Genomic DNA, 22,251 nt, shown 5'->3' with positions numbered 1-22,251 from the left:
CGCCCGGCAGGTGAAGCCGGGTCAGTGCATGAAGCCTTCCATGAACCCGGCGATCCGGCTGGCCATCCTGCGCCGCCAGGGAGCCGTGGCCGGATTGGCCAGAGTCTGGTCTTCGTGAACGAAGCTTTGAATGATCGCGTTGTAGCCCAGCCAGCGGCACGGCTCGGGCTCCCAGGCCCGCAGTCGCTCCAGGCCGCCTTCGGGCAGGACCCAGGGCTGGCGTACCAAGGGGCTGTCACGCTGCAGAATCAGCTCGGCCAGCGTCCGGCCGCCCAGGTTGCTGGCCCCCACTCCTTCACCACCGTAGCCACCGGCCAGGGCGATGCCCTTGCGGCGGTCGCAGAGCATGTGCGGATGGAACTGGCGCGACATGCCCAGGTTGCCGCCCCAGGCATGGGTGATGCGCACGTTCTTGAGTTGTGGAAACAACTCGCCGAACAGGTAGCGGCGCAATTGCACTTCGTCCTCGCTCAGGTTGAAGTCGTGGCGCAGCTTGCCGGCGAACTGATAGCCACCCCGGGCGCCGAACACCAGGCGGTCGTCCAGGGTGCGCTGGCCGTAGGTGACCTGGCGACTGCCCTCGCTGAAGGCCTGGCCCTGGCTCAGGCCGATCTCGTCCCAGGTGGACTGGGGCAGCGGCTCGGTGGCCACCAGCAGGCTCTGCACCGGCAGTTGGTAGCGCCCCAGGGGTGCCAGGGTCACCGAATAGCCCTCCACCGCCGGTACTATCCAGCGGCTGCGCACCGCCGCCCGTGGAGTCTGCAGGCTGCCGGACTGCCAATGGGTCACCAGGCTGTTCTCGTAGAGCGCCACCCCCAGGCGCTCCACCGCCCGGGCCAGACCGCGCACCAGCTTGGCCGGCTGGATGGTGGCGCAATGGGCAGCCTGGATCGCCCCATAGGCATTGGCCACGCGCAGTTGCCCAGCCAGTTGCTCAGGAGTCAGCCACCGGTAGTCGGCCTCGCCCAGGCCCTGGTCATGCAGATGCGCCAGGTACTGGCGCAGGCTGGCGTGCTGCTCCGGATAACGGGCCGCGCAATACAGCACGCCGCCCTTGCGGTAGTCGCAGTCGATGCCTTCACGTTCGATGACGTTGGCCACCTCATCGGGTATGCCATGCAGCAGTTCATAGGAGGCCCGGCGCTGCTCGACCGGTAGCGGCGCCAGCAGGCGGTCCTCGCCCAGCAGGTTGCCCATCAGCCAGCCGCCATTGCGCCCGGAGGCACCGAAACCGGCGATCTGCGCCTCGAATACGGCGATCTTCAACCCCGGCTCCAGGCGCTTGAGGTAATAGGCGGTCCACAGGCCGGTGTAGCCGGCGCCGATGATCGCCACGTCCAGGTCCAGGTCCCGTTCCAGGGCTGGCCGGGGGGGCAGCGGCTCGTCGAGCTGATCCATCCACAAACTGATATTGCGCCAAGCAGGCATGCCAACACTCCGCCAACCGAACTTTCGATGGGCCGATGCTAGTGCCCGGCTTCAGGCGCTGTCTTGTGCCCGTGCACGCAAGGAAATTTCCCGGGCATAGGCCTTGGGGGTCTGGCCGGTGTGCTGGCGAAAGCAGTTGTAGAACGCCGACAGTGAATTGAAGCCCGCGGCGAAGGCCAGCTCATCGATCCGCAGCGGCGGCACAGCCTGCTCCAGAGCCGCCAGCACATGTTGCAGGCGCGCCTGGTTCACGTAGCGGTAGAAGCTCTGGCCCAACACCTGGTTGAGCAGGTAGGAAATCTGGTTGCGGCTGTAGCCGGATTCGCCGGCCACCCGTTGCAGGTCCAGCTCCGGGTCCAGATAGGGTTGCTGACGCTGGAAATACTGCTCCAGGTCGTCGGCCATGCGTCCCAGCTGGCGCGGCGACAACCCCAGACGGCTGGCTGCCGGACGCGGGCCGCCGGCAGGCTGGGCCGAAGACCCTTCGCGCACCAGGGCCGCATATTCGTTGACCCGCCAGATCAGGCCGTCGCGTACGGTGATCGCTTCGCTGGCCCGGAACGACACCAGCCCCTGGCCGCCCCTCAGGGTCACCTGGTACTGGATGAAGGCCGTGTCGCCATCCAGGCGGATGCGATCGCAGTGCTCCAGGGTCTCGTCCGGGGCCCGCGGCATGCTGGCCTGCACGTATTCGCGCAGCTCGGCCAGGGCCAGCGTGCGGTTCTGGAAGAAGTCGTTGTATTGGATCTGCGGGTGATACAGCGCCATCACCCCTTCGAGATCGCGCAGTTTCCAGCACAGGTGGTAGCGCATCACCGTATCGCCGGTGATGGCGGCTTGCAGGGGCCCATCATCAGCGGCAGCCATAGATTTTCCGAGAAGAAAAAAGTGCAGCTTGCCGAACTTGCCGACAAGCGGCAATCACTACCCCGATAACCGGGACAAACAACACGCTCGGTCATCCAATGCAGGCGTGACTGGCATCAAACTTTCATGAACGAACCGCCGGACGGTGGCCAAAAAAACTGCAAGCGCCCATGACCCGGTGCTATTTTTAGAGCCTCAACCGAGCGGCTCAGCGACGAGCCCTCGTTCCTACCGCGAGCACAAGGAAGCGCTCAATGAATCAAGGTGGGCCATCGATGAACACAGTCTGGGCCAGCAAAGTCACCTTTCCCAACGCCTGCCAGCTGATGCGCTGGCATTTTCATCCCATGGGTTTCGAAGCCAGCATGGATGCGCCTGGCAGCATGATCGCCCGGCTCTTCGACCGCGCCAGCGGCGAAACCATGATCGCCATCGCCGGTATTCCCTGCGCAACGGTGATGAGCGCCGCAGACGTCGAACGAATAATCGAGGCGGTGGAGGATGAGCTGGAAGCCTTCTCGCCCTCCCTGGCCCTCAAGGCCTGATCCCCCTTCACCCAGGCCCGCCCAACCGGCGGGCTTTTTCATGGCCGTTGTCGCAGATCCTGGAAGTACGGCTTGTCCTTCGGCACCCGGTCCGAGGCCCTCGGAGCATTGCCCGCACTGGAGTCCCGGCGCTCGACATACCAGTAGCAATGCTTGACCGCACGGGTGATACCCACATAGGCCAGGCGCAGGATCTCGTCTTTCTGGGCGCTGTCGTAGGGCGTGGCGTCGCCGTCCTTGCCCAGCCTGGCCATGCGATACACCTGGTTCTTGTAGGGTGAGCTGCTCAGGTGCTGGCAATCGCCCAGCAGGAACACCACGTCCGCCTGTAAGCCCTTGGCGCTGTGAAAGGTCAACTGCTTGAGTCGCCTGGCCGCTGGCGGCAAGCTAGAATCAACATTAACTATTTGTGATATTTCGTTTTCAATCAATAACTTATCGCTTATTTTTCGAAACAACATCAAGATCGAATCGCCCTGCCGATAGTGCTCCGTCAAACGCTGGGCCAAGCCCTCGTCGTCCCGATCCAGCACTTGCACCGGCCATGGCTCGCGGGCCTCGCCGCTGGCCTTGGCTTTCTTGCCGGCAATCGTCGGGGCCGCACGGACAATGTGCTCGGCGGCATCGATCACATGCTGATGACTGCGGTAGTTCTCGCTGAGCATGACCCGGGTGGTGCTCGGCGAAACGAACTCCTTGTTGAACTCGATGAAGTAGCGCGGTGAGCTACCACGCCAGCCATAGATCGACTGCCAGTCGTCACCCACGCACAACAGCGAGGAATGCTGTGCCCCCCGCCCCAGGTGCAGGGCTGCGCCACGGCGGCGGATCTCGCCGAGGCTGGCCTTGATCCAGGAGACGATCTGCGGTGAGACATCCTGGAACTCGTCGATCATCAGGTGCGACATCGGCCTCAGGCAGGCGTCGGCCAACAGCTTGAAGTTCTCCGGCGAACGCTCGCTGAACAGGGCGAACATGCGGTTGTAGGTCATGATCGGTGGCGACTGGTCCAGCAGATGGTCCTCCAGGGCGCGCCAGAACAGGCTCAGTGCCTCGAAGAAGTACCGATCCGGGTCGTCCTGGGCAAAGCTCATGCGGCCCACGGCGTCGCCCACCTCCAGCCCCAGGTTCTCGATGAACCCGGCGGCGGCGACGAAACAGTCCAGCAACGGCGCCGAAGCCAGCTCGCCCTTGACCCGGTAATCGAAGCCAGGGCCGGCGCTGGCCTGGGCCGAAAAAGCGCCGAGCGCGCGCTTTGAATCTTCGTAACTATCAAGCCAAATCAATGGTTTACGACAGAAAGCTTGAAACAGGGTGCGCTTTACCGCCCACTCCGCACGGACACTCAGCTTGGCCCCGGGCCGGGTGATCTGCGGGTTTTCCCGCGGGTCGAAGCCCAGCACCACCCAGGCATCGAGTTCGGCGCAGTAGCCATGGCAGTGGAACGGTGCGCCGTTGATCTCGAAGCGTTGACGCGTGGGTTCGATGCCCTTGATCGGCCAGGCCCCGGCCCTGAACCACATGTCCTCCACCGCGTCGCACAGTTCCTCGTCGCGCTTGGCCGCCAGCTCGGTGACGGCCATGCGCTTTTGCACATCCGGATGATCACGCTCCAGCTCCTTGAGCTGCAGGGCATGGCGCAACAGCGGTTTCAAGGCCAGGCGAAAGCGCTCGTCGCTGTTATACAGCCCCTGGTAGCAGGCGTTGAGGTGCTGGCGCTGGGCATCGTTGATGCGCAGGTCGAAGGGGTTGCTGTCCACCTCGGCGTCGAGGCCCGGCTGCCGCTCGTTGAGGTTCTCGAACGCCTGCAGCCGTTCGAACCCCGGCAGGCTGCGGACCATGGGCAGGATCCGTGAATGGAAGGTGCGCACCAGGTCCCGGGCCTGCCGGGCATCCAGTTGCCGGCCCCACAGGGCGAACACCTGGATCAGCTTGGCGATGAAATCCTTGCGCGACTCCCGGGTGAAGGTCACCACGGTCATGGAGTCCAGCTCGAACCCCAGGTAGTGATGGAGCAACAGCAGACGCAGCACCAGCGAGGTCGACTTGCCGGCCCCGGCGCCAGCGATCACCGCGGTGGCTGGAGTGTCGCTGAAGATCATTTTCCATTGCGCGGCGCTGGGCTGGGCCTCGGGCGCCAATAGGCGCGCGACATCGGCCTTGAAGCGCTTCTTCAGCTCGGCGTCCAGGGGCAGGCGCCAATCGTCGAACAACCGGTCATCCACGCCAGGGGGCCTGTGCTCGGTATCGCGGCTGTCGCGGATCAGCAACACCTGGCGGCCTTCCTCCAAGCCTTCGAGTCGCCCCTCGCGGTAGCCGTACTCCACGCCCGCGGTATGGCCACTGCGAAAGCCATCGGCCTGGCCGTGCAGCCAGGAAGCCCGATGCTGGGCTCGCAGGCGGGTCAGGCCGTGGCCGAAGAAACGCGCCGCCAGGCGCTTGAACAACGACATCTGGGCCAGGGGCATGAGCTCGGGGGGCAGATCGGGGGTGTGTTGCGACACGCGGACTCCAGGGTGTGGTGCTTGAGCGGTAATGGTCGCTGGATTTTCTCGGAGCATCCAGCGAATTGCTTGCAGGTCATCAACTTAAGCGATGAAGCGAAGGTTTGACACCAGCTTTCGGCCCGATAAAGCATCTAATTTATCGATTGGATAAAGGCATTTTTTGCGCTTTTTATCGATCAATGACTGATAGAAGATGCACGCCATCAACCCACGGCTATCGTCCTTGGCCAGGTGCAACATGCCATGACGAGCCTTGATCAGGAGACGATCATGCTTGAACTCAGACCCTTCAGTTCCCTGGGCGGCGCCAACCACGGCTGGCTGGATGCCCATCACCACTTTTCCTTTGCCGAGTACTACGATCCCGAGCGCATGCACTGGGGCAACCTGCGGGTCTGGAACGACGATGTGATCGCCCCTGGCACCGGCTTCCCGCAGCATCCGCACCGGGATATGGAGATCATCACCTATGTGCGCGAAGGCGCCATCAGCCACCAGGACAACCTGGGCAACAAGGGGCGTACCGAGGCTGGCGACGTGCAGGTGATGAGTGCCGGTACCGGCATCGCCCACAGCGAGTACAACCTTGAAGACACGCCAACCAAGATCTTCCAGATCTGGATCATCCCCAACCAGGCCGGCTCTGCACCTTCCTGGGGTGCCAAACCGTTTCCCAAGGGGCAACGTGAAGGCTTCGTGACCCTGGCCAGCGGCAAGGATGGCGACGCACAGAGCCTGCGCATCCGTGCCGATGCGCGGTTGGTGGCAGCCAACCTCAAGGCCGGTGAAAGCGCCGAGTATCGCCTGGACGCCGGGCGCCGGGCCTACCTGGTGCCGGCCACCGGGATCATCGAGATCAATGGCTTGCGCGCCGAAGCTCGAGACGGCGTCGCCGTGCAGGATGAACAGGTGCTGCGGGTAACCGCCGTACAGGACAGCGAGATCGTCCTGGTGGACCTGGCCTGAGACTAGGCGCGATACAGCGGCAAATAAAAAAGGGGCGACCGAGATGGTCGCCCCTTTTTCATTGCCGGCAATCGCCTGATCAGTTACCGCTGATGGCGCCATCCACCAGGGCCTGGGCTTGCTCTACCAATTGCTTGAGGTGATCGTCGCCGATGAAGCTTTCGGCGTAGATCTTGTAGATGTCCTCGGTGCCCGACGGCCGAGCGGCGAACCAGCCGTTCTCGGTCATCACCTTCAAGCCGCCAATGGCCTGGTCGTTGCCCGGAGCGTGGCTGAGGATCTGCTGGATCGGCTCGCCAGCCAGCTCAGTGGAGGTCACCTGCTGTGGCGACAGCTTGCTGAGCAACGCCTTCTGTTGCGGGTTGGCCTTGGCATCGACCCGTACCGAGAATGGCTCGCCCAGCTCATCGCACAATGCACGATAGGCCTGGCTCGGATCGCGCCCCGTACGGGCGGTCATTTCCGCCGCCAGCAACGCCGGGATCAGGCCGTCCTTGTCGGTGCACCACACACCGCCATCCCGACGCAGGAACGAAGCACCCGCACTTTCTTCGCCGCCAAAGCCCAGGGAGCCATCGAACAAGCCGTCGGCAAACCACTTGAAGCCCACCGGCACTTCATACAAGCGCCGGCCCAGGCGGGCCGCCACGCGGTCGATCAAACCGCTGCTGACCACGGTCTTGCCTACCGCGGCATCGGCACGCCAGTGCGGACGGTTCTGGAACAGGTAGTCGATGGACACCGCCAGGTAGTTGTTCGGTGCCAGCAGGCCACCGCTGGGGGTGACGATGCCGTGGCGGTCGTGATCCGGGTCGCAGGCGAAGGCCACGTCGAAGCGCTCCTTCAGGCCGATCAGGCCCTGCATGGCGTGGCTGGAGGATGGGTCCATGCGGATCTGCCCGTCCCAGTCCACCGACATGAAGCGGAAAGTCGCATCGACTTCACGGTTCACCACGTCCAGGTCCAGCTTGTAGTGCTCGGCGATCGCCGACCAGTAGCGCACCCCTGCTCCGCCCAGCGGATCCACACCCAGACGCAGCTTGGCGTTGCGGATGGCATCCAGGTCGATGACGTTGATCAGGTCGGCGACATAGCTATTGAGGTAGTCGTGGCGATGGGTAGTGTCGGCCTTCAGCGCCTGTTCATGGCTGATGCGCTTGACCCCGGCGAGCCGGGCCGCCAGCAGTTCGTTGGCCTTGGCCTCGATCCACTTGGTGATATGGGTATCGGCCGGGCCGCCGTTGGTGGGGTTGTACTTGAAGCCACCGCTTTGTGGCGGGTTGTGCGACGGCGTGATGACGATGCCGTCCGCCAGGCCCGAGGTACGACCGCGGTTGTAGCAGAGGATGGCGTGGGACACCGCCGGCGTCGGCGTGTACTCGTCGCCTTCGGCGATCATCACGGTCACGCCGTTGGCGGCCAGCACTTCCAGGGCGCTGGCCCCGGCCGGGGTGGACAGGGCGTGGGTATCGATACCGAGGAACAGCGGGCCATCGATGCCCTGGGCTTCGCGGTACAGGCAGATGGCCTGGCTGATGGCCAGGACGTGCCATTCATTGAAACTCAGGTCGAACGAGCTGCCACGGTGCCCGGAGGTACCGAAGGCCACGCGCTGGGTAGGAACCGATGCATCAGGCTGACCGGTGTAGTACGCCGTAACCAGTCGCGGGATGTCGACCAACAACTGCGTTGGTGCCGGTTTGCCCGCAAAAGGACTGAGAGTCATGCAAAACCTCAAAAAAAGGATGGTTCGGAAATGCCGCGCAGTTTACTGGCAGTTCGACCATCGCGCGACGGAATCTATCCCGGAATCGACAGCAAGATTTATCGACGGATATACGCCCGCAATACCGGCCATGGGCGGTAGCAGGGAGCAAGGAAGGAAAGAAGGAAGGAAGGAAAAAGCACCAGGCCCCGCGACTGGGGGCCTGGGATCGGGTCAGGCCGGCTCGACCTGCAAGGCGACTCGTTCGCGGCATGGGCATTCGTCCATGTAGCGGTGCGCCTGGACGAACTCGTTGAACGGGAACACCCGGGTCTTGAGCGGCAGCAATACCCGGTCGGCGGTCAACTGGTTGATGTCGCGCAGGGCGCGCTGCAGCGCCACCTGGTCCTGGCTGATGCCCAGCTCGGGCTTGCCGGTGAAGTTGCCGATGCAGTGCACGAAGAACTGGATGTTCTTCTGGAACGCCGCGCAAGCCGGGAACGGTGTCTGGTTGCCACCCTGCAAGCCGTACAGCACCAGGCTGCCACGGGGCGCCAGGACATCGCCGAGCATCGACATCTGCGGCCCGCCGAGGCCATCGAAGACCACGTCGACCCCACGGCTGTCGGTGAGCTTGTTGACCTGCATCAGCAGGTCCTGCTCCTCGGTGACTATGACTTTTTCCGCCCCCAGGGACAGCAGGTATTCACGCTCGTCGGCATTCTTGGTGACCGCGATCACCCTTACGCCCAAGGCCTTGCCCAGCTGCACGAAGGCCGGTCCGGCGCAGTGGCTGGCATCGGTGACCAGGGCGAACTGCCCGGGCTTGACCCGGGCCAGGTCGGCGTAGGCGAAGTAGGCGATCAGCAACGGCGTGTAGTGCACCGCCGCCTCGATCGGGCTCAAGACCTCCGGATAACGGGTCAGGGCCGAGCGCGGCAAGACGATCTGCTCGCCATACACCGGGTAGTCGTTGGGGCTCTCGGCGGGGAAGCTGGCGACCTTGTCGCCGACCGCCAGGTCCTCGATCCCCTCGCCCACGGCGGTGACCACACCGGCCATCTCATGGCCCAGGCCGGAAGGCAGGCGGGCATGGGAGGAAGCCAGGTTCTGCCGCCAGAGCACGTCATACCAGCTGATACCGATGGCTTCGACTCGTACCTGCACTTCGCCTGGCGCAGGCAACGAGGCCGCATGCTCTTCGCATTTGAGCACCTCGGCCGCTCCAAACTTGTGAAAACGAATCGTGCGGGACATCGCAAACCTCGTCAAAAAATAACCTCTAATGCCGCGGACTTTATCCGGGCTTTGAAAGCAAGACTATCAGTGCCTATTAATAGTCGACATGTCTGTCATCGATTCCGTGCCCTTGAAAATCGGGGCTGGGCGGGCTGCGAGCCGCCTGCCAGGCAATTAGCCGGTGCAGAGTAGCAGCCTTTACCCGTAAGATTCACGCCGGCCATTGTTTCGATATGGCCGCTCCAGTCAAGCTCGCTGAATCTGCCAGGACTCCAGATGAATCGTAATGACCTGCGTCGTGTCGACCTGAATCTGTTGATCGTGTTCGAAACATTGATGCACGAACGCAGTGTGACCCGCGCCGCCGAGAAACTGTTCCTTGGCCAGCCCGCCATCAGCGCGGCCTTGTCGCGCCTGCGCAACCTGTTCGACGACCCGCTGTTCGTGCGTACCGGCCGTAGCATGGAGCCTACCGCCCGGGCGACGGAGATCTTTGCCCTGCTGTCCCCGGCCCTGGACTCGATCTCCACCGCCGTGAGCCGCGCTGCCGAGTTCGACCCGGCCACCAGCAATGCGGTATTTCGCATCGGCCTGTCCGACGACGTCGAGTTCGCACTGCTGCCGATGCTGCTCAAGCGCCTGCGCGCCGAAGCCCCAGGCATCGTGCTAGTGGTGCGCCGGACCAACTACCTGCTGATGCCTTCGCTGCTGGCTTCCGGGGAAATCTCCATCGGCGTCAGCTACACCACCGACCTGCCGGCCAACGCCAAGCGCAAGGTTCTGCGCCGCAGCATGCCCAAGCTGCTGCGCGCCGACACCGTGCCCGGTCCCCTGGGCCTGGACGACTTTTGCGCCCGCCCCCACGCCCTGGTGTCGTTCGCCGGCGACCTGAGCGGCTTCATCGATGAAGAACTGGAAAAGCTCGGGCGCAAGCGCCATGTCGTGCTGGCGGTGCCGCAATTCAACGGCCTGAGCACCCTGCTGGCCGGCACCGATATCCTCGCCACCGTCCCCGACTACACCGCCGAAGCCCTCACCGCCGCCGGTGGCGTACGTGCCGAAGACCCGCCCCTGCCGGTGCGCAGCTTCGAAATGCACATGGCCTGGCGCGGCTCCCAGGACAACGACCCCGGAGAGCGCTGGCTGCGCTCGCGGATCCAGATGTTTTTTGGCGACCCTGATAGTCTTTAGGGGCTTCGCGCATGCTTGTTAGCTGATCATTTCTGCGTTTTTCTAGTCTCGAATAGCCATTTACTTCCAGCTAGTTGCTACATTGTGGGCATATTTGAGGGCATGTTTTGGATGGTTTGAAAAGGATGCCCCCAGTCTAATTCGATATTGGTCGCAGTAGCGGTGTAGCGCTTCAGCGTCGTAGCCCTTGTCAGCAAACAACCATTTGCAGCGTTTCCGCGCGCGGCCACGTTGGCTTAATGGAATGCTGAAGTCGTTCAGCAATGGCTGGGCATAGCTGATGTCACTGCCTTGAGCACCAGAGAGGAGGAAGCGCAACGGTGTCCCGCCGGTATCGCAGAGCATGCGGATTTCGGTTATCAGGCCACCGCGAACTCGCCCTAGAGCGTGATAGGCAGGCTCTTCAGCCCCCTTTTTTCCGAGCGCCAGAAGCAGCTCGGGTTGCGCGTACAGCAGTTGAGTCGATCATCCAGGTTTGCAGACCGATTAGGCCTTGCTCACTCAGACTCAGGTGCAAGCGTTTGAACATCTGATCGAATGCCCCCTGATTTCGCCAGCCGCGAAACCGTTGATACACCATTGACCATTGGGCCGAAGCGCTCCGGCATATCTCCCATGCAGCCCCCGAGCAGAGTACCCAGAGCACGCTATCGAGCATAAGACCATCGCTCAGGCGCGGTCGCCCTCGACCATGAGTTCGATGAAGAGATCGGCGACCACACCCCAGGCCTCATCAGAGATTGCGTAACGCTTTGCCATCACAAAATTCCTTTCCGTAGAAGGCCGGGAATCGTACAGAATCTCAACTTCTGAAGGGCCGATTGGATTTCTCGGGATTTCGTACAGAACTTAGGTCACCTGGTTGAAAACGACAGACCTCTGATTGTGACAGAACAGCGACTCAGCGACGATCAGCAGGCCTGGTAGGTACGTGGCCATCGCGATTCTGACTGGATGAATCTCTGCAGAGTGCTAAACCAGAGACTCGCCAATGATTGCCATATGCCATCATCCAAATCAGAATACGCCAAAAGGAGATTTGGTCAGGTCATGTCGATCATAGAAAGGATGCCATTACGTGCCTTATGCGCTGGGAAGATCCAGACCCAACGCGTGTCCGTTGTGGATCAGGCACCGAAGCTTGCCTCACCCTGCACGGGGGTGATCGCTCTGCCAAAAAGTACCGATAGCCAGAACATGTTATCCGTGCGGGGCCGCTGCCCTGACTGTTGGGCGATCTCGGATCCTACCCAGACCTCCTCCTGTGCCGGCGTCGTTTCAACGCGCTCACCGGGCACCATCCAGCTTTTCACTCGCAAGACGTGGTGGCTTCGTGGGCAATCTCTCGCTTCAATGCCCACCGCCACTCAGACAGTAATCAACCACCACACATCAGGCGTTGCTTGCGGCATGCGAAACCGCAGCAGAAGGCGTCGAGCTACTCGGCTCGCCCCCATTCCGGGCCCAGAAAGCCTCGAATGAACGACCTTGGACCATGGGCTGAATTATGAGTGCTGTAGCAACCAATGACTCCGCAGGCAAAAAGAAAGACAACGATCCCTATAGCGCCAGAGAACAGGGGTTGGGCTACATCTTCCAGCCCCGCTTTGCGCTGTATCAGGCATTAGAGCTTCCTGAGGACACCGCGATTCTCATCGAAATGGAGGATGACCTGGATTTCCTGGAGTCCTCCGGTAAGAAGACGCTGGCCTCACTCAAGCACAAAGCGGCGGGGGAACGTCTGAATGACCTGTCTGTCGACTTCTGGAAATCGGTCAATATTTGGCTAACCCGTTACCATGACAACGGGCGGGTTGAGTCCGACTACCAGTTTTTTCTGTTCACAACATCGTCCGTTACACCAGGTTCATTCTTGAACTTCTTCCTGTACGGCGCCGATGTAAGCCAGGCAAAGCCAAGCCTGTGGGAACTGACAGAGAGCACGCTCTCCACCAGTACGTCGAAATCGTTCACCAAGGTCAAGGACTTGCTCTCGAAGCTCACAGCGCTGGAGAAAGAGGATTTCGTATCGAGAATCACGATTATTGATAGCACTCCTCGGATCGGCGACCTCCCCGCGCTTATCAAGGCCCAGAAAATGAGGCCCATACGCCCCGAGCATCGGGATGCAGTCTTTGAGCGGCTAGAGGGATGGTGGAATGACCTTATCATCCAGATGCTTTGTGACCCTCAGAGCGAGCCCGTTTATGGCCGAGACGTTTCGGAGAAGCTGTTCACCTTAAGTGAGGAGTATAAGGATGACAATCTTCCCATCACCTTTGAGGACGCGACGCCTACAGCTCCCATCGATGCGAGTACCGATACCCGGCTGTTCGTGAGTCAATTGCGTGATTTGAAACTGAGCCCCAGCCGCATCCGCAATGCGATTCTGGACTACTACAGGGCATTTGAGCAGCGCTCTGCCTGGGCAAGGCAGCGCCTGGTGGGCTCCGAAGAGATCATCCGCTATGAAAGGCGGCTGACGGATGAATGGGAGCGCACCAAGGACGTCCTGATCGATGACGAGCTCGATGCGCCGATCGAGGGCTGCTCTGATCCGGAACTGGTTGCCGTCGGAAAGAAGCTCTATACCTGGGCCGAGACGGAAGCACAGAAGCTTGCTCACCTGAAAATCCGGGCACGCGTGACTGAGCCTTACGTACTTCGCGGCAGCTACCAGATTCTCGCCAACAAACGCCCCTACCCTACCGTTTACTGGCATCCGCAGCTTCTGGATCGCCTATCCAAGGCTGCTGGAGAAACTGAATGATTCGCTGGGATGAGCGTCCGTTTGAGACCAAAAATCTGTTCAACCCTGCCTTCTGCGCAGTAGTCCTGATGCGTGCGCTCAAGGCCTATTTGGTGGTAGACCCCAAGGGCATGCCCTTTTCGATGTCACTGCTGATATTGCCGCTGAGCCTCCATCACGAGTCTCGCAGTGCACTGCTCAAGCACTACAAGGGCTATCTGCTCAAGACGGTGGAAACATACCCCCAGATGCAAATCGGGCTGTCCGAGCGGGTAACCGAGATGCTGCCGTTCACGTTCGAGGCATTTGCGTTGGCGCACTACACCGATTGCTTCGAAGTCACCCCGCAGGGACGACTCCTTCCGAAAGCCAGGAGGGTCAAACCAGACGTTGAGGGCACCGAAGAATCAGTGGCATGCCAACGCGCAGCGGCTCTGCTGGGGAGAGAGTTCGCCAAAATTGCAGACAGGGTTACGGTGTACACCGCTTTTGGAATTCGACCATGAAAATCAGCTCCATCCATGTATACAGCCACGACGGCCAGCGCCGCGACGTCAACTTCGAAGTCGATGGACTCAACATCATCACGGGACGCTCGTCGACGGGTAAATCCGCCCTTTCGGACATCATCGAATACTGCATGGGCCAATCCAACTTCAACGTTTCGGATGGCGTTATCCAGGACAAAGTGTCCTGGTTCGCAGTGATCTTTCAATTTCCGGACGTGCAGGTCATGGTCGCGAAACCAGCCCCACGCTCAGGCGGCGCGAGCTGCAGCCTGGCCATGACGCGCACCGGGGAATTCGTGCAGCCTCCAGAGTTTTCCGAGCTTGTGGTCAACACGGACGACATCGCCGTCACCTCTTTGCTGTCACGTCAACTGGGCATTCCGGAAAACCGCACAGAGGTGGCGGAGGAGCATACGCGTAATAGCTACGAAGCCTCCATCAAGCATTCGTATTACTACCTGTTCCAACGGCAGGGCCTGGTCACCAACAAGGATCAGCTTTTCTATCGCCAGAACGAGCCGTTCCAGCCTCAGGCGATCAAAGATACGCTTCCCATTCTGCTGGGTGCCTCCACTAACGAGCGATACGAGCTGCAGACCAAGCTTCGGACAGCTCAGCGAGATTTGAGAGCCCAGGCAAAACTGCTGGAGCAAGCAAAGCAGGCGGTGGGCAACAATAGAAACCAGGCCATCGCCCTGCTGACTGAAGCCAAGGCGGTAGGAATTCTCCCTCAAGAGTCCTCCATCGGGGAGGTCGAAGAAATCATTGCTGCCCTCAAATCAGCAGCGCAGTGGACGCCCGCTAAACCGCATGCCCAGCCTGAGGACAAGGTACCCAAGTTGGAGGCTGAGCTGGCTAGGCTGAGAAAAACTAAGCGCGAAATCAAATCCAAAATTGAGGCGGGCCAAATCTTCGAACGGCGTGCCGGCGGCTTCCAAAGCGAGGCTTCGGAGCACATCGACCGCCTCTTATCCATCAAGTCGCTTCCGAAGAATGCAACAACAGGTGAATGGCAGTGGCCCTTCGCCGAAAAGAACTTGGCCATGGAAACTCCCATAGCCCAAGCGCTCATCGGCGAACTGGCTTCCCTGGAAGCAGAGATGCAGACGGTGATGGGCCAACGTCCGCAGATTCAGGGCTACCTGGCAGAGGAAAACCAACGCCTTCAGGACACGAGCAAGTCGATTACCGAGAAAGAGGCTGAGCTAACAGCCGCAATCGCCGCCAATACGGTGCTGGCCAACGCACAAAAGCAAAGCGACGCTGCCAAGCATGTCGTGGGGCGCATCAGCTTTTTCCTTGAAGGCTTCGTCCCCGACAATTCGCTGAAACAGCAAGAGGCAGACTATCGTCGTCGAGAAATGCGCGTCCAGGAGCTTGAAAAGGCACTGGCCGATGTCGATGTCGACGAACGTTTGGCGTCGATCCTGAACAGCATCTCGGCACAGTTCAATCTGTACAACAAGCGCTTCGAGTCTGAATTCAGTGCCTACCCGGCTCGATTCGACCTTAAGAAGCTGACCATCATTTTCGATCGCCCAGAGCGCTCTGTGCCCATGGCTCGGACAGGTGGTGGCGAAAACTACCTGGCGTACCACCTCTCTGCTCTGCTCGCCCTGCATTGGTACTGCGTCAAGAGCAATCGGCCCATGCCGCAGTTCTTGGTGATCGATCAGCCGACCCAAGTGTATTTCCCCTCAGAGGAGTCCTATAAAGCGGTCGACGGCACGGTTTCGAACACCGAGCAATCCGATGCCGACATGGACTCGGTACGCAAGCTGTTCAATCTGTTGTACCAGTTCACAGTCGAGGACGTGCCAGGGTTCCAGATCATCATCACCGAGCATGCCAATCTCCGGGATGACTGGTTCCAGAAATCTCTGGTAGAGGCGCCCTGGAGCAAACCTCCAGCATTGGTACCTGAGGGTTGGCCACTCAAGGGGGAGGTGACGCACTGACGGATTGAGGCGTACATCGCTCCGCACCGATCAGGGAGTGAGGGGTTGCCCTCTCACTCCATTGGTAGGCCGCTCCATCCATAGCGAAGAACCAGCCAATGATGGAAACGATGCCTCAACGCCGACCCTGATCTCTCAGATGACCTCAAAGAAAGCCGGCGCGCTACCGCACCGGCTATTGAGTTTTCAGCCAGCTGCCGCCAGGATCAACTGCCGAGCCGAGTCGAGCCTCTTGAGGTAATCCCTCAACGGCTTCGAGTCCAGATACGTTCCTGTCAAGATTGAACGCAGATGGTCAACCGCTGAGACCATGGCCTCTACGCCCGAATAACTCTTAAGGTCGTGGCCTCCGTAGTAGACATCAACGTCGACATCGTCACGATCCTCCAACCGGTACTCGGCGAACATCCAGTTCTCAAGCTCAGACTGTATCTCCTGGAGCTTGGTATGGGCCTGAAGCGGAGTGTTTGAGGCATAGAGGCGCTTGAGCGTGAGCCCCATCTCCAGGTGGTTCTGCATACTCATTTGCTGCGCTGGGCGCCAACGCGATGCATACCCTTCCTGCCAACTGTACTCAACAGCGTTTTTGCTGAAGCCGTATGTAGTACCTGGGCGCGGCTTACGTTTTTTGCCATCCCGCTCGCGAGCAGGACTGACGAATTGGCCGTTGTAGGGCTGGGAACTGAAGGCCCAAACAGCGATGCCGGCACGATTTTGCTCTGCCAGCCGCTCAACGGTCGCAACTATTCTGCGGAGCAGCTCCGAGTCTTTGGCCACAAAGTACGGTACCGCATGGCCCGGGTAATACAACCCATCCCATTCCGGCTTGGCCCAATGCAGGCCGCAGGAGCGCACCCATGCATCACGCACCTGAGTTTCGCTCTGCCTCGCCACATGATCGTAGGGCTCGTCCAGCATGAGCCAATCCCCACTCCCCTCGCAGATCCACCGCGACACATGATCGCAATCAGGAAGTTGCTCGGCGTGTTCCATAGCTTTGCGTTGGGACTTTGTCGTGGCTGGCCGAATCCGAGCTGCTTCCAAGAACTGCAACGCCAATGCCGCGCGAGTCAGCAAATCTTTCGCCCGCGCCTGGCTGTCAGCATTACTACGCATTTCAACGTGGTCGGAATATTCGAAGAAGAAACCCTGCAGATTCTGCGCAAACCCACACTGATACCTGCTCAGGAATTCTGCCAACGGCCTGGGCAACTTCAGTTCAAGAATTTCGAGGCCCGATGACGGCCTTGCAGTTGAATCACGCCAGTAAGCAGACAGGAAGATGCTGTGCATCCGATGCGCACGTTGATCGCGCTGAAGCACTTTCTGAGCATGTTGGAAGCTATCGAAGCCAGACAGCCTGGCAGAAGCATCCAGGGCCGCACGGTGAGGAAGGTTATGATCGCGGCCAAGGGATTTGGCCTTACGCTTGATCCCAGGAAGGGTGGACGCGCGTACGTCGAGGGTAGTGCTCATGTTTTTTTCTCCGCCCTACCGCAACGCCACCCGCCTACGCTGCATTGGGGCCTCGAAAAAGGGGCCTTCAGCAAAAAAAAACAACAGGTAGTACCGTTTCCAGCTTTCATGACGGGTGAGATGCGCCTACCCAGCGCAACGCAAATCTAGCAAGCGAACTTAATTAACGCAAGCCACTCCTCTCCCTTCAGCGGACATGCTGAAGACATCCTTTCATGGGGATTTACCTTGCCATGCCCCCCCCGTCATGATGATCCCAAAGAGCTACTGGCAAGCTCTCAGAGGTTACGGATAAGGGGATATATCATGGCTGAGCAGTTCCACTACCCTCACGACATCTTAGAGCTCCTGGTGGAGACCATTCCTCGCCTAGTCAAATCCAAGAAGGACGTCATCCTGTTTTTCGAAGGTGCAGGCGTAGATGAAGCAGACTTCCGTGACGCCCGCACCACGCTCTCCAGAGCCCCTCAGTCCATCAACAAATTTGAGATTGCCCGTGACGTGCTGACCCGCTTAAACCGGCGAGGTGACAGCGGACTTGCGGCTCGGCGCGAAATCATCAAGCGAGTGACCCAGTTCGAGAGTTTTGAATCCTGCTGGGAGAACGAAAGGCTCAAAGCCAAAGGGTTGGTGGCAAGCGTCCGTGAGGCGGTCAATGCAAAAGACGCTTTCACCCGGATGAGACAGGAGCGGGATTTCGAACGTGAACAGACTCAAGCACGCCATCGTGAGGAGCAGCAGCAGGCGGTAAAAAAACGCAACGAAATTGAGGACATCAAGTCCCGGCTATTTGGCCTGTTTTCGATGAGTGACAAACCGCAGGAGCGTGGAAAGCTCCTTGAGAGCGTCCTCAATGATCTTTTCCGAGCCTATGGCATCCACGTCAGAGAAAACTTCGTTCGCAAGCCGCTGGATGGTGCCACCGTACTGGAACAGATCGACGGAGTGATCGAATTGGGTGGCAAGATCCATTTGGTGGAGATGAAGTGGCTGAAGGATCCTGTGGGGGTGTCGGACTTCGGGCCCCATCTTGTGAGAGTGATGGGTCGAGCAGATGCCTCAGGCATCTTCATTTCCAATAGTGAATTCACCCAACCGGCCATCACGCAATGCGCGGACTTTCTGAACCACAGAACGACGTTCCTGTGTTCACTGGAGGAGATCGTCATGCTCCTGCAGCGCCAAGGTGATCTGGTGGACTTTTTGAAGACAAAGTCTCATGCCGCGATCATCAACAAGCAGCCTTTCCTGAAGATCCTCAATTGAGCCCAATGGATACTGCCAGAATTTCCAGAGTCCTACGACCAAAGCGCTTTACATCATGGGCAATCATGAGCCATGGAATGCTGATCCGGCATCTGGACATCAACGATCCCCTGCTGAAGGAGTATCGGACAACGTAGGACTGGCTGGAAGTTCCAGCCAGAGCCTACTCGACCTAGCCTCGACTACGGTGCTCGCAGTCGCAAGGCATTCATGGTCTCCAGCAACTGCACGACGTCCTCAACCACACCCGCATCAAAATCCTCTCGGTCAGCTTCTTCATGGGTGCCTTTGTTCAGGTATCTCCAGACCAATGTCTGCTCGCCAATACCGAGGATCCGAACCAGTGCATCGATTAACGGCTGCTTATCTGCGTGCTCAAACGTGTTGGCTCCTCGCAGCTTTGAACAAATCGAGCCGCAGAGGTTACTCAGGCCAGGTTGATCTCCATCTCGAGCAAGCTGGACGGTTAAGACCCCCTGACTGCATCTTCCCAACCACTTCCAGATTTTCAGCGTGAGCATTTCCAATGCCTGCCGGGAGAACTGGAGTGCGGCTCGATGATCGCCACGATTCACTGCAGCCCTGGCCAACAAAAGGTAGGCCTGTGGTGGGACGTTGCGGATCACCCTCGGGTGATAATTCCCCTGGTGGTGCATGAAGGCATAGGCCAACCATTGATTCTGATCGACGTGATTCTGAATGTCCTTGATGAATTCGTTGCTGTGGCACGTGACGATGATCTGGGTATTCGCGAAGCGTTCGCTCTCGAATAGAGCCTCACGGATCCCTTGCCGATGCTCGTGGTCGATCGCATTGATGGCATCGTCAAAGATCACAGCAGGTGCCTGGATGCTCGATGCCTTGGCCAGCAGGATTGCAAGCCCCAGGCATCGGACATGGCCCTCACTGAGCACCTGGAGGGCATCGACGCGACGTCCTGGTGCACCACAGAAGCACAGTTCGATTCGGCCTTCACCGGTTAATGGCAAGTGCAGCTCGGCGAGCTTGTCTTCCTCTGCATCTCGCACATTGAACTCGTTGTAGAGTGCCAACGCCGGCGCATTCAAGCCAGCCATCAGCGTGCCGGGTAACTCGGATCGATGCCTTCGCAACAGGGCCAAAAACTCAGCATAAGCCACTTGGATTCGCGTCTCGGCGGCAATCAGGTCGCGCTCAGCAGCAGCCTGTGCTATTAGATCGGCGTTCTGCACCTCGAACTCACCGATGCGTTGTCTTGCAGCATCGACAAGCACCTGGACTTGCTGTCTTCTAGCAGCATGTTCGGCCAGTGCAATTCGAACGCCGTTCAGTCGATCTCGCTCAGCAACCTGATTCTGCCTGTGTGCAAGATTCTGCTGAGTGACGGCATCTTCCTGCTCCAATGCTCCAGCCCAATCCACCGCTTGCTGTGCAACTGATGGAGCGCCCTCAATTTGGCTGTAGCCGAGCTTCCACCATGCGGTGTCTACGACCACACCTGGGGCCGCCAGGTAGCGTGATACCGTGCTTTCGCGCTCCGTCCTTGGGGTTGCACGCTGAGCGAAGTGTGCCATGTAAGCGCTCAGTGCATCCGATGCGGCTCTACGTTGCCCTACAGCTGTGTGATATCTCTGCTGCAGCGCCGTCAGCTCACGCATCCGCTCCAGGCCTTGCGCAGCCTTCTGGTAAGGGTCGGTATGCACATGAGGAACCCCTTGCAGTGGCGTATCGCACGCTGGGCAGCGATCTGGCGAAATGGCCCGCACACCTTGGACAGCATTGAACAGCGCCTGGTACGCAACATCGCTAGCTGCCTGAGGGAGTCAGCCGATGGGCTACTCCCACCTCTCCACCTCCAGCGTTATGCCCGTCACACGCAGCGTTGATCTCAGTCAAGGAGGAATTCCCCCCAGCTTGCCACTCTGCGCAAGCTGCAGTTTGATCCTGCTGCTCCTGTTAGCTGGCGGGAAATCATCTACCCGAAATACACCCCTCATGCGTTCGAGGCGCAGGACTGCACGGGTCAATAACTGGGTTCCTTCAGCGAGGGCCATCAGCCCCTCCGGACTTTTGATGAGGTAGGCACATTGGACGTAGATTTTTTCCTCAAGGAGCGCACTGCATTCATCAAACACTACTTTGATGAGGCTTCAGCCCCCTTCATCGAAACCATGCGCAAGATCGACGCGGAAGAGCCACCGTTTGAACCGCCATACTTCGATCCTGAAACCATGCCAGCAGAGCCTGCTTTCCAGGAGGAGTGGCTGCGCGCGCAGACCGGACTTCAGGTTGTGGGGCAGACCTGCGTGTCTATGCTCTCAGAATCCTTGAAAATTTTTTTCGTCACCCATGAAAAAATTGTTGGCTTGGACTGCGAAAAATCGTGCGGAGAAAAAATTTTCAGCAAAGGGTTTATCAAAGGCTATCGAACCTGTTTCGCTAAGCATGGCGTTGACTGGAACCAGTGCCCTGTGGACTTCTCCATTCTGGAGCAGGTGGTGCTCGCTAGGAATGCTAGTCAGCATGCAACGTCTATAACGTCCACGCGGGCAATCCACAATGAAAGAGCCCTTCGGAAGCACCTAAGCCCTCTATTTGTCAGTAGCTACGAGAAGAGTCTTTTGGCTAGCAGAGGCGGCAGCTGGATGATGGCGCCAACTGTTCATGTAACCCGCGATGCGCTTGATGCCGCGATCGATGAGGTGGAGAAACTTGCTGAATGGCTGGAGCAAGACTGAAGCCTGGGAAAGCATCACTGAACAATGATAAGTCGCGAAAAGTCACACAGCTTCTCAGCCATCGCTGTGATCTGCTCGGATTCGGGAAACGCTAGAACCGCTCGCTGCAGCACTGGAGGACGGCGTGCGGATCAGCCGGCACAGGGCCCCACAAACACTTCCCCATCTGAGCAACTTCCCCCGCAGTGAAAACGTTGCTATGGATAATTGCCTGCGTTGAGTTGCCCTTCGCCTGCGATCCAATGCGAACTGGTTATCTCGGTACCACCGCCCTCACCACGGAGGTACACTGAGTTCCATCTGGCTCCAACTCGGCAGCCTTCAGAAATCGCCGTTCTATATCGCACATCCATCCAAGGGTATCGAGGGTATTTTTGCGGGTATATTTCTGTATTTTTGAGTCGTAAGTAGCGGTCTAGAGCCATATCCAAATGTTCTTCGGCGACCCTGACAGTCTTTAGAGGCTTCGCGCATGCTTGTTAGCTGGTCAAAAATATCCTGCACATGTAATCGCCCCTCCGAGTGCGGATGCCAGGCCTCCGGTGGATACGCGCCCTCATGGCGGAGACCGTTAAAACCCTTTAAAGAATCGCCGCATTCAACATGCCTGCCTCACCAAACTTCTTTGGACAACCGCGGCTTCCATGGTAGGACCTGGCTCCCTTCGGCTGATGCGTCATTCGCGTGCTTAATTTACCAGGTAGGCGGAAAGCATCGAGGCCCCCTGAAAGGCCACCATCCAACTCGCTGAACTTTCAGACAGCAATACTGGAAAATACGCGCAAGGAACAATACCCTGCCAAGGATACACCCTAGACAAGTTGATCTGTCAGGGATTGCTTCGTTTCAGACCCCGCGCTGGATGCGTGACCTCGTCCGCTTCCTGCCACTGAAAAGCCAATTCGTCCTGTCAGGCAATATCCGCGACCTCCAGGCCTACGAGGTCGCCCCAGGCACAATCACGGCCCAGAGTTTCAACCAGGCCCTGTGCGACGCCCTGCTCGGATAGTCAGGTCTCAAAATCTTCTAAAGCTTTTCGTCCGCGACTCAGAAAGCGCCAACGACAGCTTTGACTCAATGAAAGTAGACTTTGAGCCGATGACCCTAGGTGATTTTTTAAACGCTCAT

General features: G+C 59.2%; 17 protein-coding genes and 1 pseudogene. 9 read left to right on the top strand and 9 right to left on the bottom strand.

Annotated elements, in window-relative coordinates; genetic code table 11:
* Positions 1 to 21: 21 nt before the first annotated feature.
* Together AC3WK8_RS16005 and AC3WK8_RS16000 are read right to left on the bottom strand one after the other, a co-directional pair.
* Positions 22 to 1,428, bottom strand: coding sequence for an NAD(P)/FAD-dependent oxidoreductase (locus AC3WK8_RS16005; protein ID WP_103325096.1), 1,407 nt, complete (start codon positions 1,426 to 1,428; stop codon positions 22 to 24).
* 51 nt (positions 1,429 to 1,479) lie between these two features.
* Positions 1,480 to 2,295 (bottom strand): helix-turn-helix transcriptional regulator, encoded by an 816-nt coding sequence (locus AC3WK8_RS16000; protein ID WP_103325095.1) that lies wholly within the window; start codon positions 2,293 to 2,295, stop codon positions 1,480 to 1,482.
* Between the two features lie 275 nt (positions 2,296 to 2,570).
* Here AC3WK8_RS16000 and AC3WK8_RS15995 point away from each other — a divergent pair, with 275 nt between their 5' ends.
* Positions 2,571 to 2,840, top strand: a complete 270-nt coding sequence (locus AC3WK8_RS15995; protein WP_053129414.1) for a DUF1652 domain-containing protein — start codon at positions 2,571 to 2,573, stop codon at positions 2,838 to 2,840.
* A 38-nt stretch (positions 2,841 to 2,878) separates the two neighbouring features.
* Here the strand turns inward: AC3WK8_RS15995 and AC3WK8_RS15990 are convergent, their stop codons facing one another.
* Complete coding sequence (locus tag AC3WK8_RS15990; RefSeq protein WP_103325094.1) at positions 2,879 to 5,344, bottom strand: UvrD-helicase domain-containing protein; 2,466 nt, start codon at positions 5,342 to 5,344, stop codon at positions 2,879 to 2,881.
* Between the two features lie 273 nt (positions 5,345 to 5,617).
* Here AC3WK8_RS15990 and AC3WK8_RS15985 point away from each other — a divergent pair, with 273 nt between their 5' ends.
* Complete coding sequence (locus AC3WK8_RS15985) at positions 5,618 to 6,313, top strand: pirin family protein (protein ID WP_085597822.1); 696 nt, start codon at positions 5,618 to 5,620, stop codon at positions 6,311 to 6,313.
* A gap of 79 nt (positions 6,314 to 6,392) precedes the next feature.
* On the opposite strand, the gene pgm is transcribed toward AC3WK8_RS15985, so the two are convergent.
* Both pgm and AC3WK8_RS15975 read right to left on the bottom strand, forming a co-directional pair.
* On the bottom strand, positions 6,393 to 8,039 hold the full coding sequence (gene pgm / locus AC3WK8_RS15980) for a phosphoglucomutase (alpha-D-glucose-1,6-bisphosphate-dependent) (RefSeq protein ID WP_103325093.1): 1,647 nt from the start codon (positions 8,037 to 8,039) through the stop codon (positions 6,393 to 6,395).
* A 213-nt stretch (positions 8,040 to 8,252) separates the two neighbouring features.
* On the bottom strand, positions 8,253 to 9,275 hold the full coding sequence (locus AC3WK8_RS15975; protein ID WP_022639901.1) for a zinc-dependent alcohol dehydrogenase family protein: 1,023 nt from the start codon (positions 9,273 to 9,275) through the stop codon (positions 8,253 to 8,255).
* Between the two features lie 258 nt (positions 9,276 to 9,533).
* Between AC3WK8_RS15975 and AC3WK8_RS15970 the strand changes: the two genes are divergently transcribed.
* Positions 9,534 to 10,448: a LysR family transcriptional regulator gene (locus AC3WK8_RS15970; RefSeq protein ID WP_022639902.1), complete on the top strand. Its 915-nt coding sequence runs from the start codon at positions 9,534 to 9,536 to the stop codon at positions 10,446 to 10,448.
* Positions 10,449 to 10,508: 60 nt separating this feature from the next.
* Here the strand turns inward: AC3WK8_RS15970 and AC3WK8_RS15965 are convergent, their stop codons facing one another.
* Positions 10,509 to 10,793, bottom strand: a complete 285-nt coding sequence (locus AC3WK8_RS15965; RefSeq protein ID WP_146043261.1) for a transposase — start codon at positions 10,791 to 10,793, stop codon at positions 10,509 to 10,511.
* Between the two features lie 58 nt (positions 10,794 to 10,851).
* On the bottom strand, positions 10,852 to 11,106 hold the full coding sequence (locus AC3WK8_RS15960) for a transposase (protein ID WP_103325092.1): 255 nt from the start codon (positions 11,104 to 11,106) through the stop codon (positions 10,852 to 10,854).
* A gap of 849 nt (positions 11,107 to 11,955) precedes the next feature.
* Here AC3WK8_RS15960 and AC3WK8_RS15955 point away from each other — a divergent pair.
* From AC3WK8_RS15955 to AC3WK8_RS15945, 3 genes are read left to right on the top strand one after another with little or no spacing between them, the layout of a single operon-like run.
* Positions 11,956 to 13,218: an ABC-three component system protein gene (locus AC3WK8_RS15955; protein WP_103325091.1), complete on the top strand. Its 1,263-nt coding sequence runs from the start codon at positions 11,956 to 11,958 to the stop codon at positions 13,216 to 13,218.
* Positions 13,215 to 13,703: a three component ABC system middle component gene (locus AC3WK8_RS15950; protein WP_103325090.1), complete on the top strand. Its 489-nt coding sequence runs from the start codon at positions 13,215 to 13,217 to the stop codon at positions 13,701 to 13,703. Before AC3WK8_RS15955 ends, AC3WK8_RS15950 begins: the two co-directional genes overlap by 4 nt.
* A complete protein-coding gene (locus AC3WK8_RS15945; RefSeq protein WP_103325089.1) occupies positions 13,700 to 15,664 on the top strand; it encodes a DUF3732 domain-containing protein in 1,965 nt (654 codons plus the stop codon). The genes AC3WK8_RS15950 and AC3WK8_RS15945 overlap by 4 nt, the downstream gene beginning before the upstream one ends.
* A 186-nt stretch (positions 15,665 to 15,850) precedes the next feature.
* Here AC3WK8_RS15945 and AC3WK8_RS15940 read toward each other — a convergent pair whose 3' ends face one another.
* Positions 15,851 to 17,140: a DUF5623 domain-containing protein gene (locus tag AC3WK8_RS15940; protein WP_103325088.1), complete on the bottom strand. Its 1,290-nt coding sequence runs from the start codon at positions 17,138 to 17,140 to the stop codon at positions 15,851 to 15,853.
* 306 nt (positions 17,141 to 17,446) lie between these two features.
* On the opposite strand from AC3WK8_RS15940, the gene AC3WK8_RS15935 reads away from it, so the two are divergent.
* Positions 17,447 to 18,406, top strand: coding sequence for a restriction endonuclease (locus AC3WK8_RS15935; protein WP_103325087.1), 960 nt, complete (start codon positions 17,447 to 17,449; stop codon positions 18,404 to 18,406).
* A 182-nt stretch (positions 18,407 to 18,588) separates the two neighbouring features.
* Here AC3WK8_RS15935 and AC3WK8_RS15930 read toward each other — a convergent pair whose 3' ends face one another.
* Positions 18,589 to 20,043, bottom strand: a complete 1,455-nt coding sequence (locus AC3WK8_RS15930; protein WP_178088018.1) for an ATP-binding protein — start codon at positions 20,041 to 20,043, stop codon at positions 18,589 to 18,591.
* 429 nt (positions 20,044 to 20,472) lie between these two features.
* Between AC3WK8_RS15930 and AC3WK8_RS15925 the strand changes: the two genes are divergently transcribed.
* Both AC3WK8_RS15925 and AC3WK8_RS15920 read left to right on the top strand, forming a co-directional pair.
* Positions 20,473 to 21,123, top strand: a complete 651-nt coding sequence (locus tag AC3WK8_RS15925) for a hypothetical protein (RefSeq protein ID WP_103325086.1) — start codon at positions 20,473 to 20,475, stop codon at positions 21,121 to 21,123.
* 775 nt (positions 21,124 to 21,898) lie between these two features.
* Positions 21,899 to 22,126 (top strand): annotated as a pseudogene (locus AC3WK8_RS15920) (hypothetical protein); the annotation flags it as partial.
* Positions 22,127 to 22,251 lie beyond the last annotated feature (125 nt).

It is taken from the genome of Pseudomonas sp. FW507-12TSA, assembly GCF_058781435.1.
The sequence above is the reverse complement of the archived record's forward strand: the minus strand, read 5'-3'. Positions and strand labels throughout refer to the sequence as shown.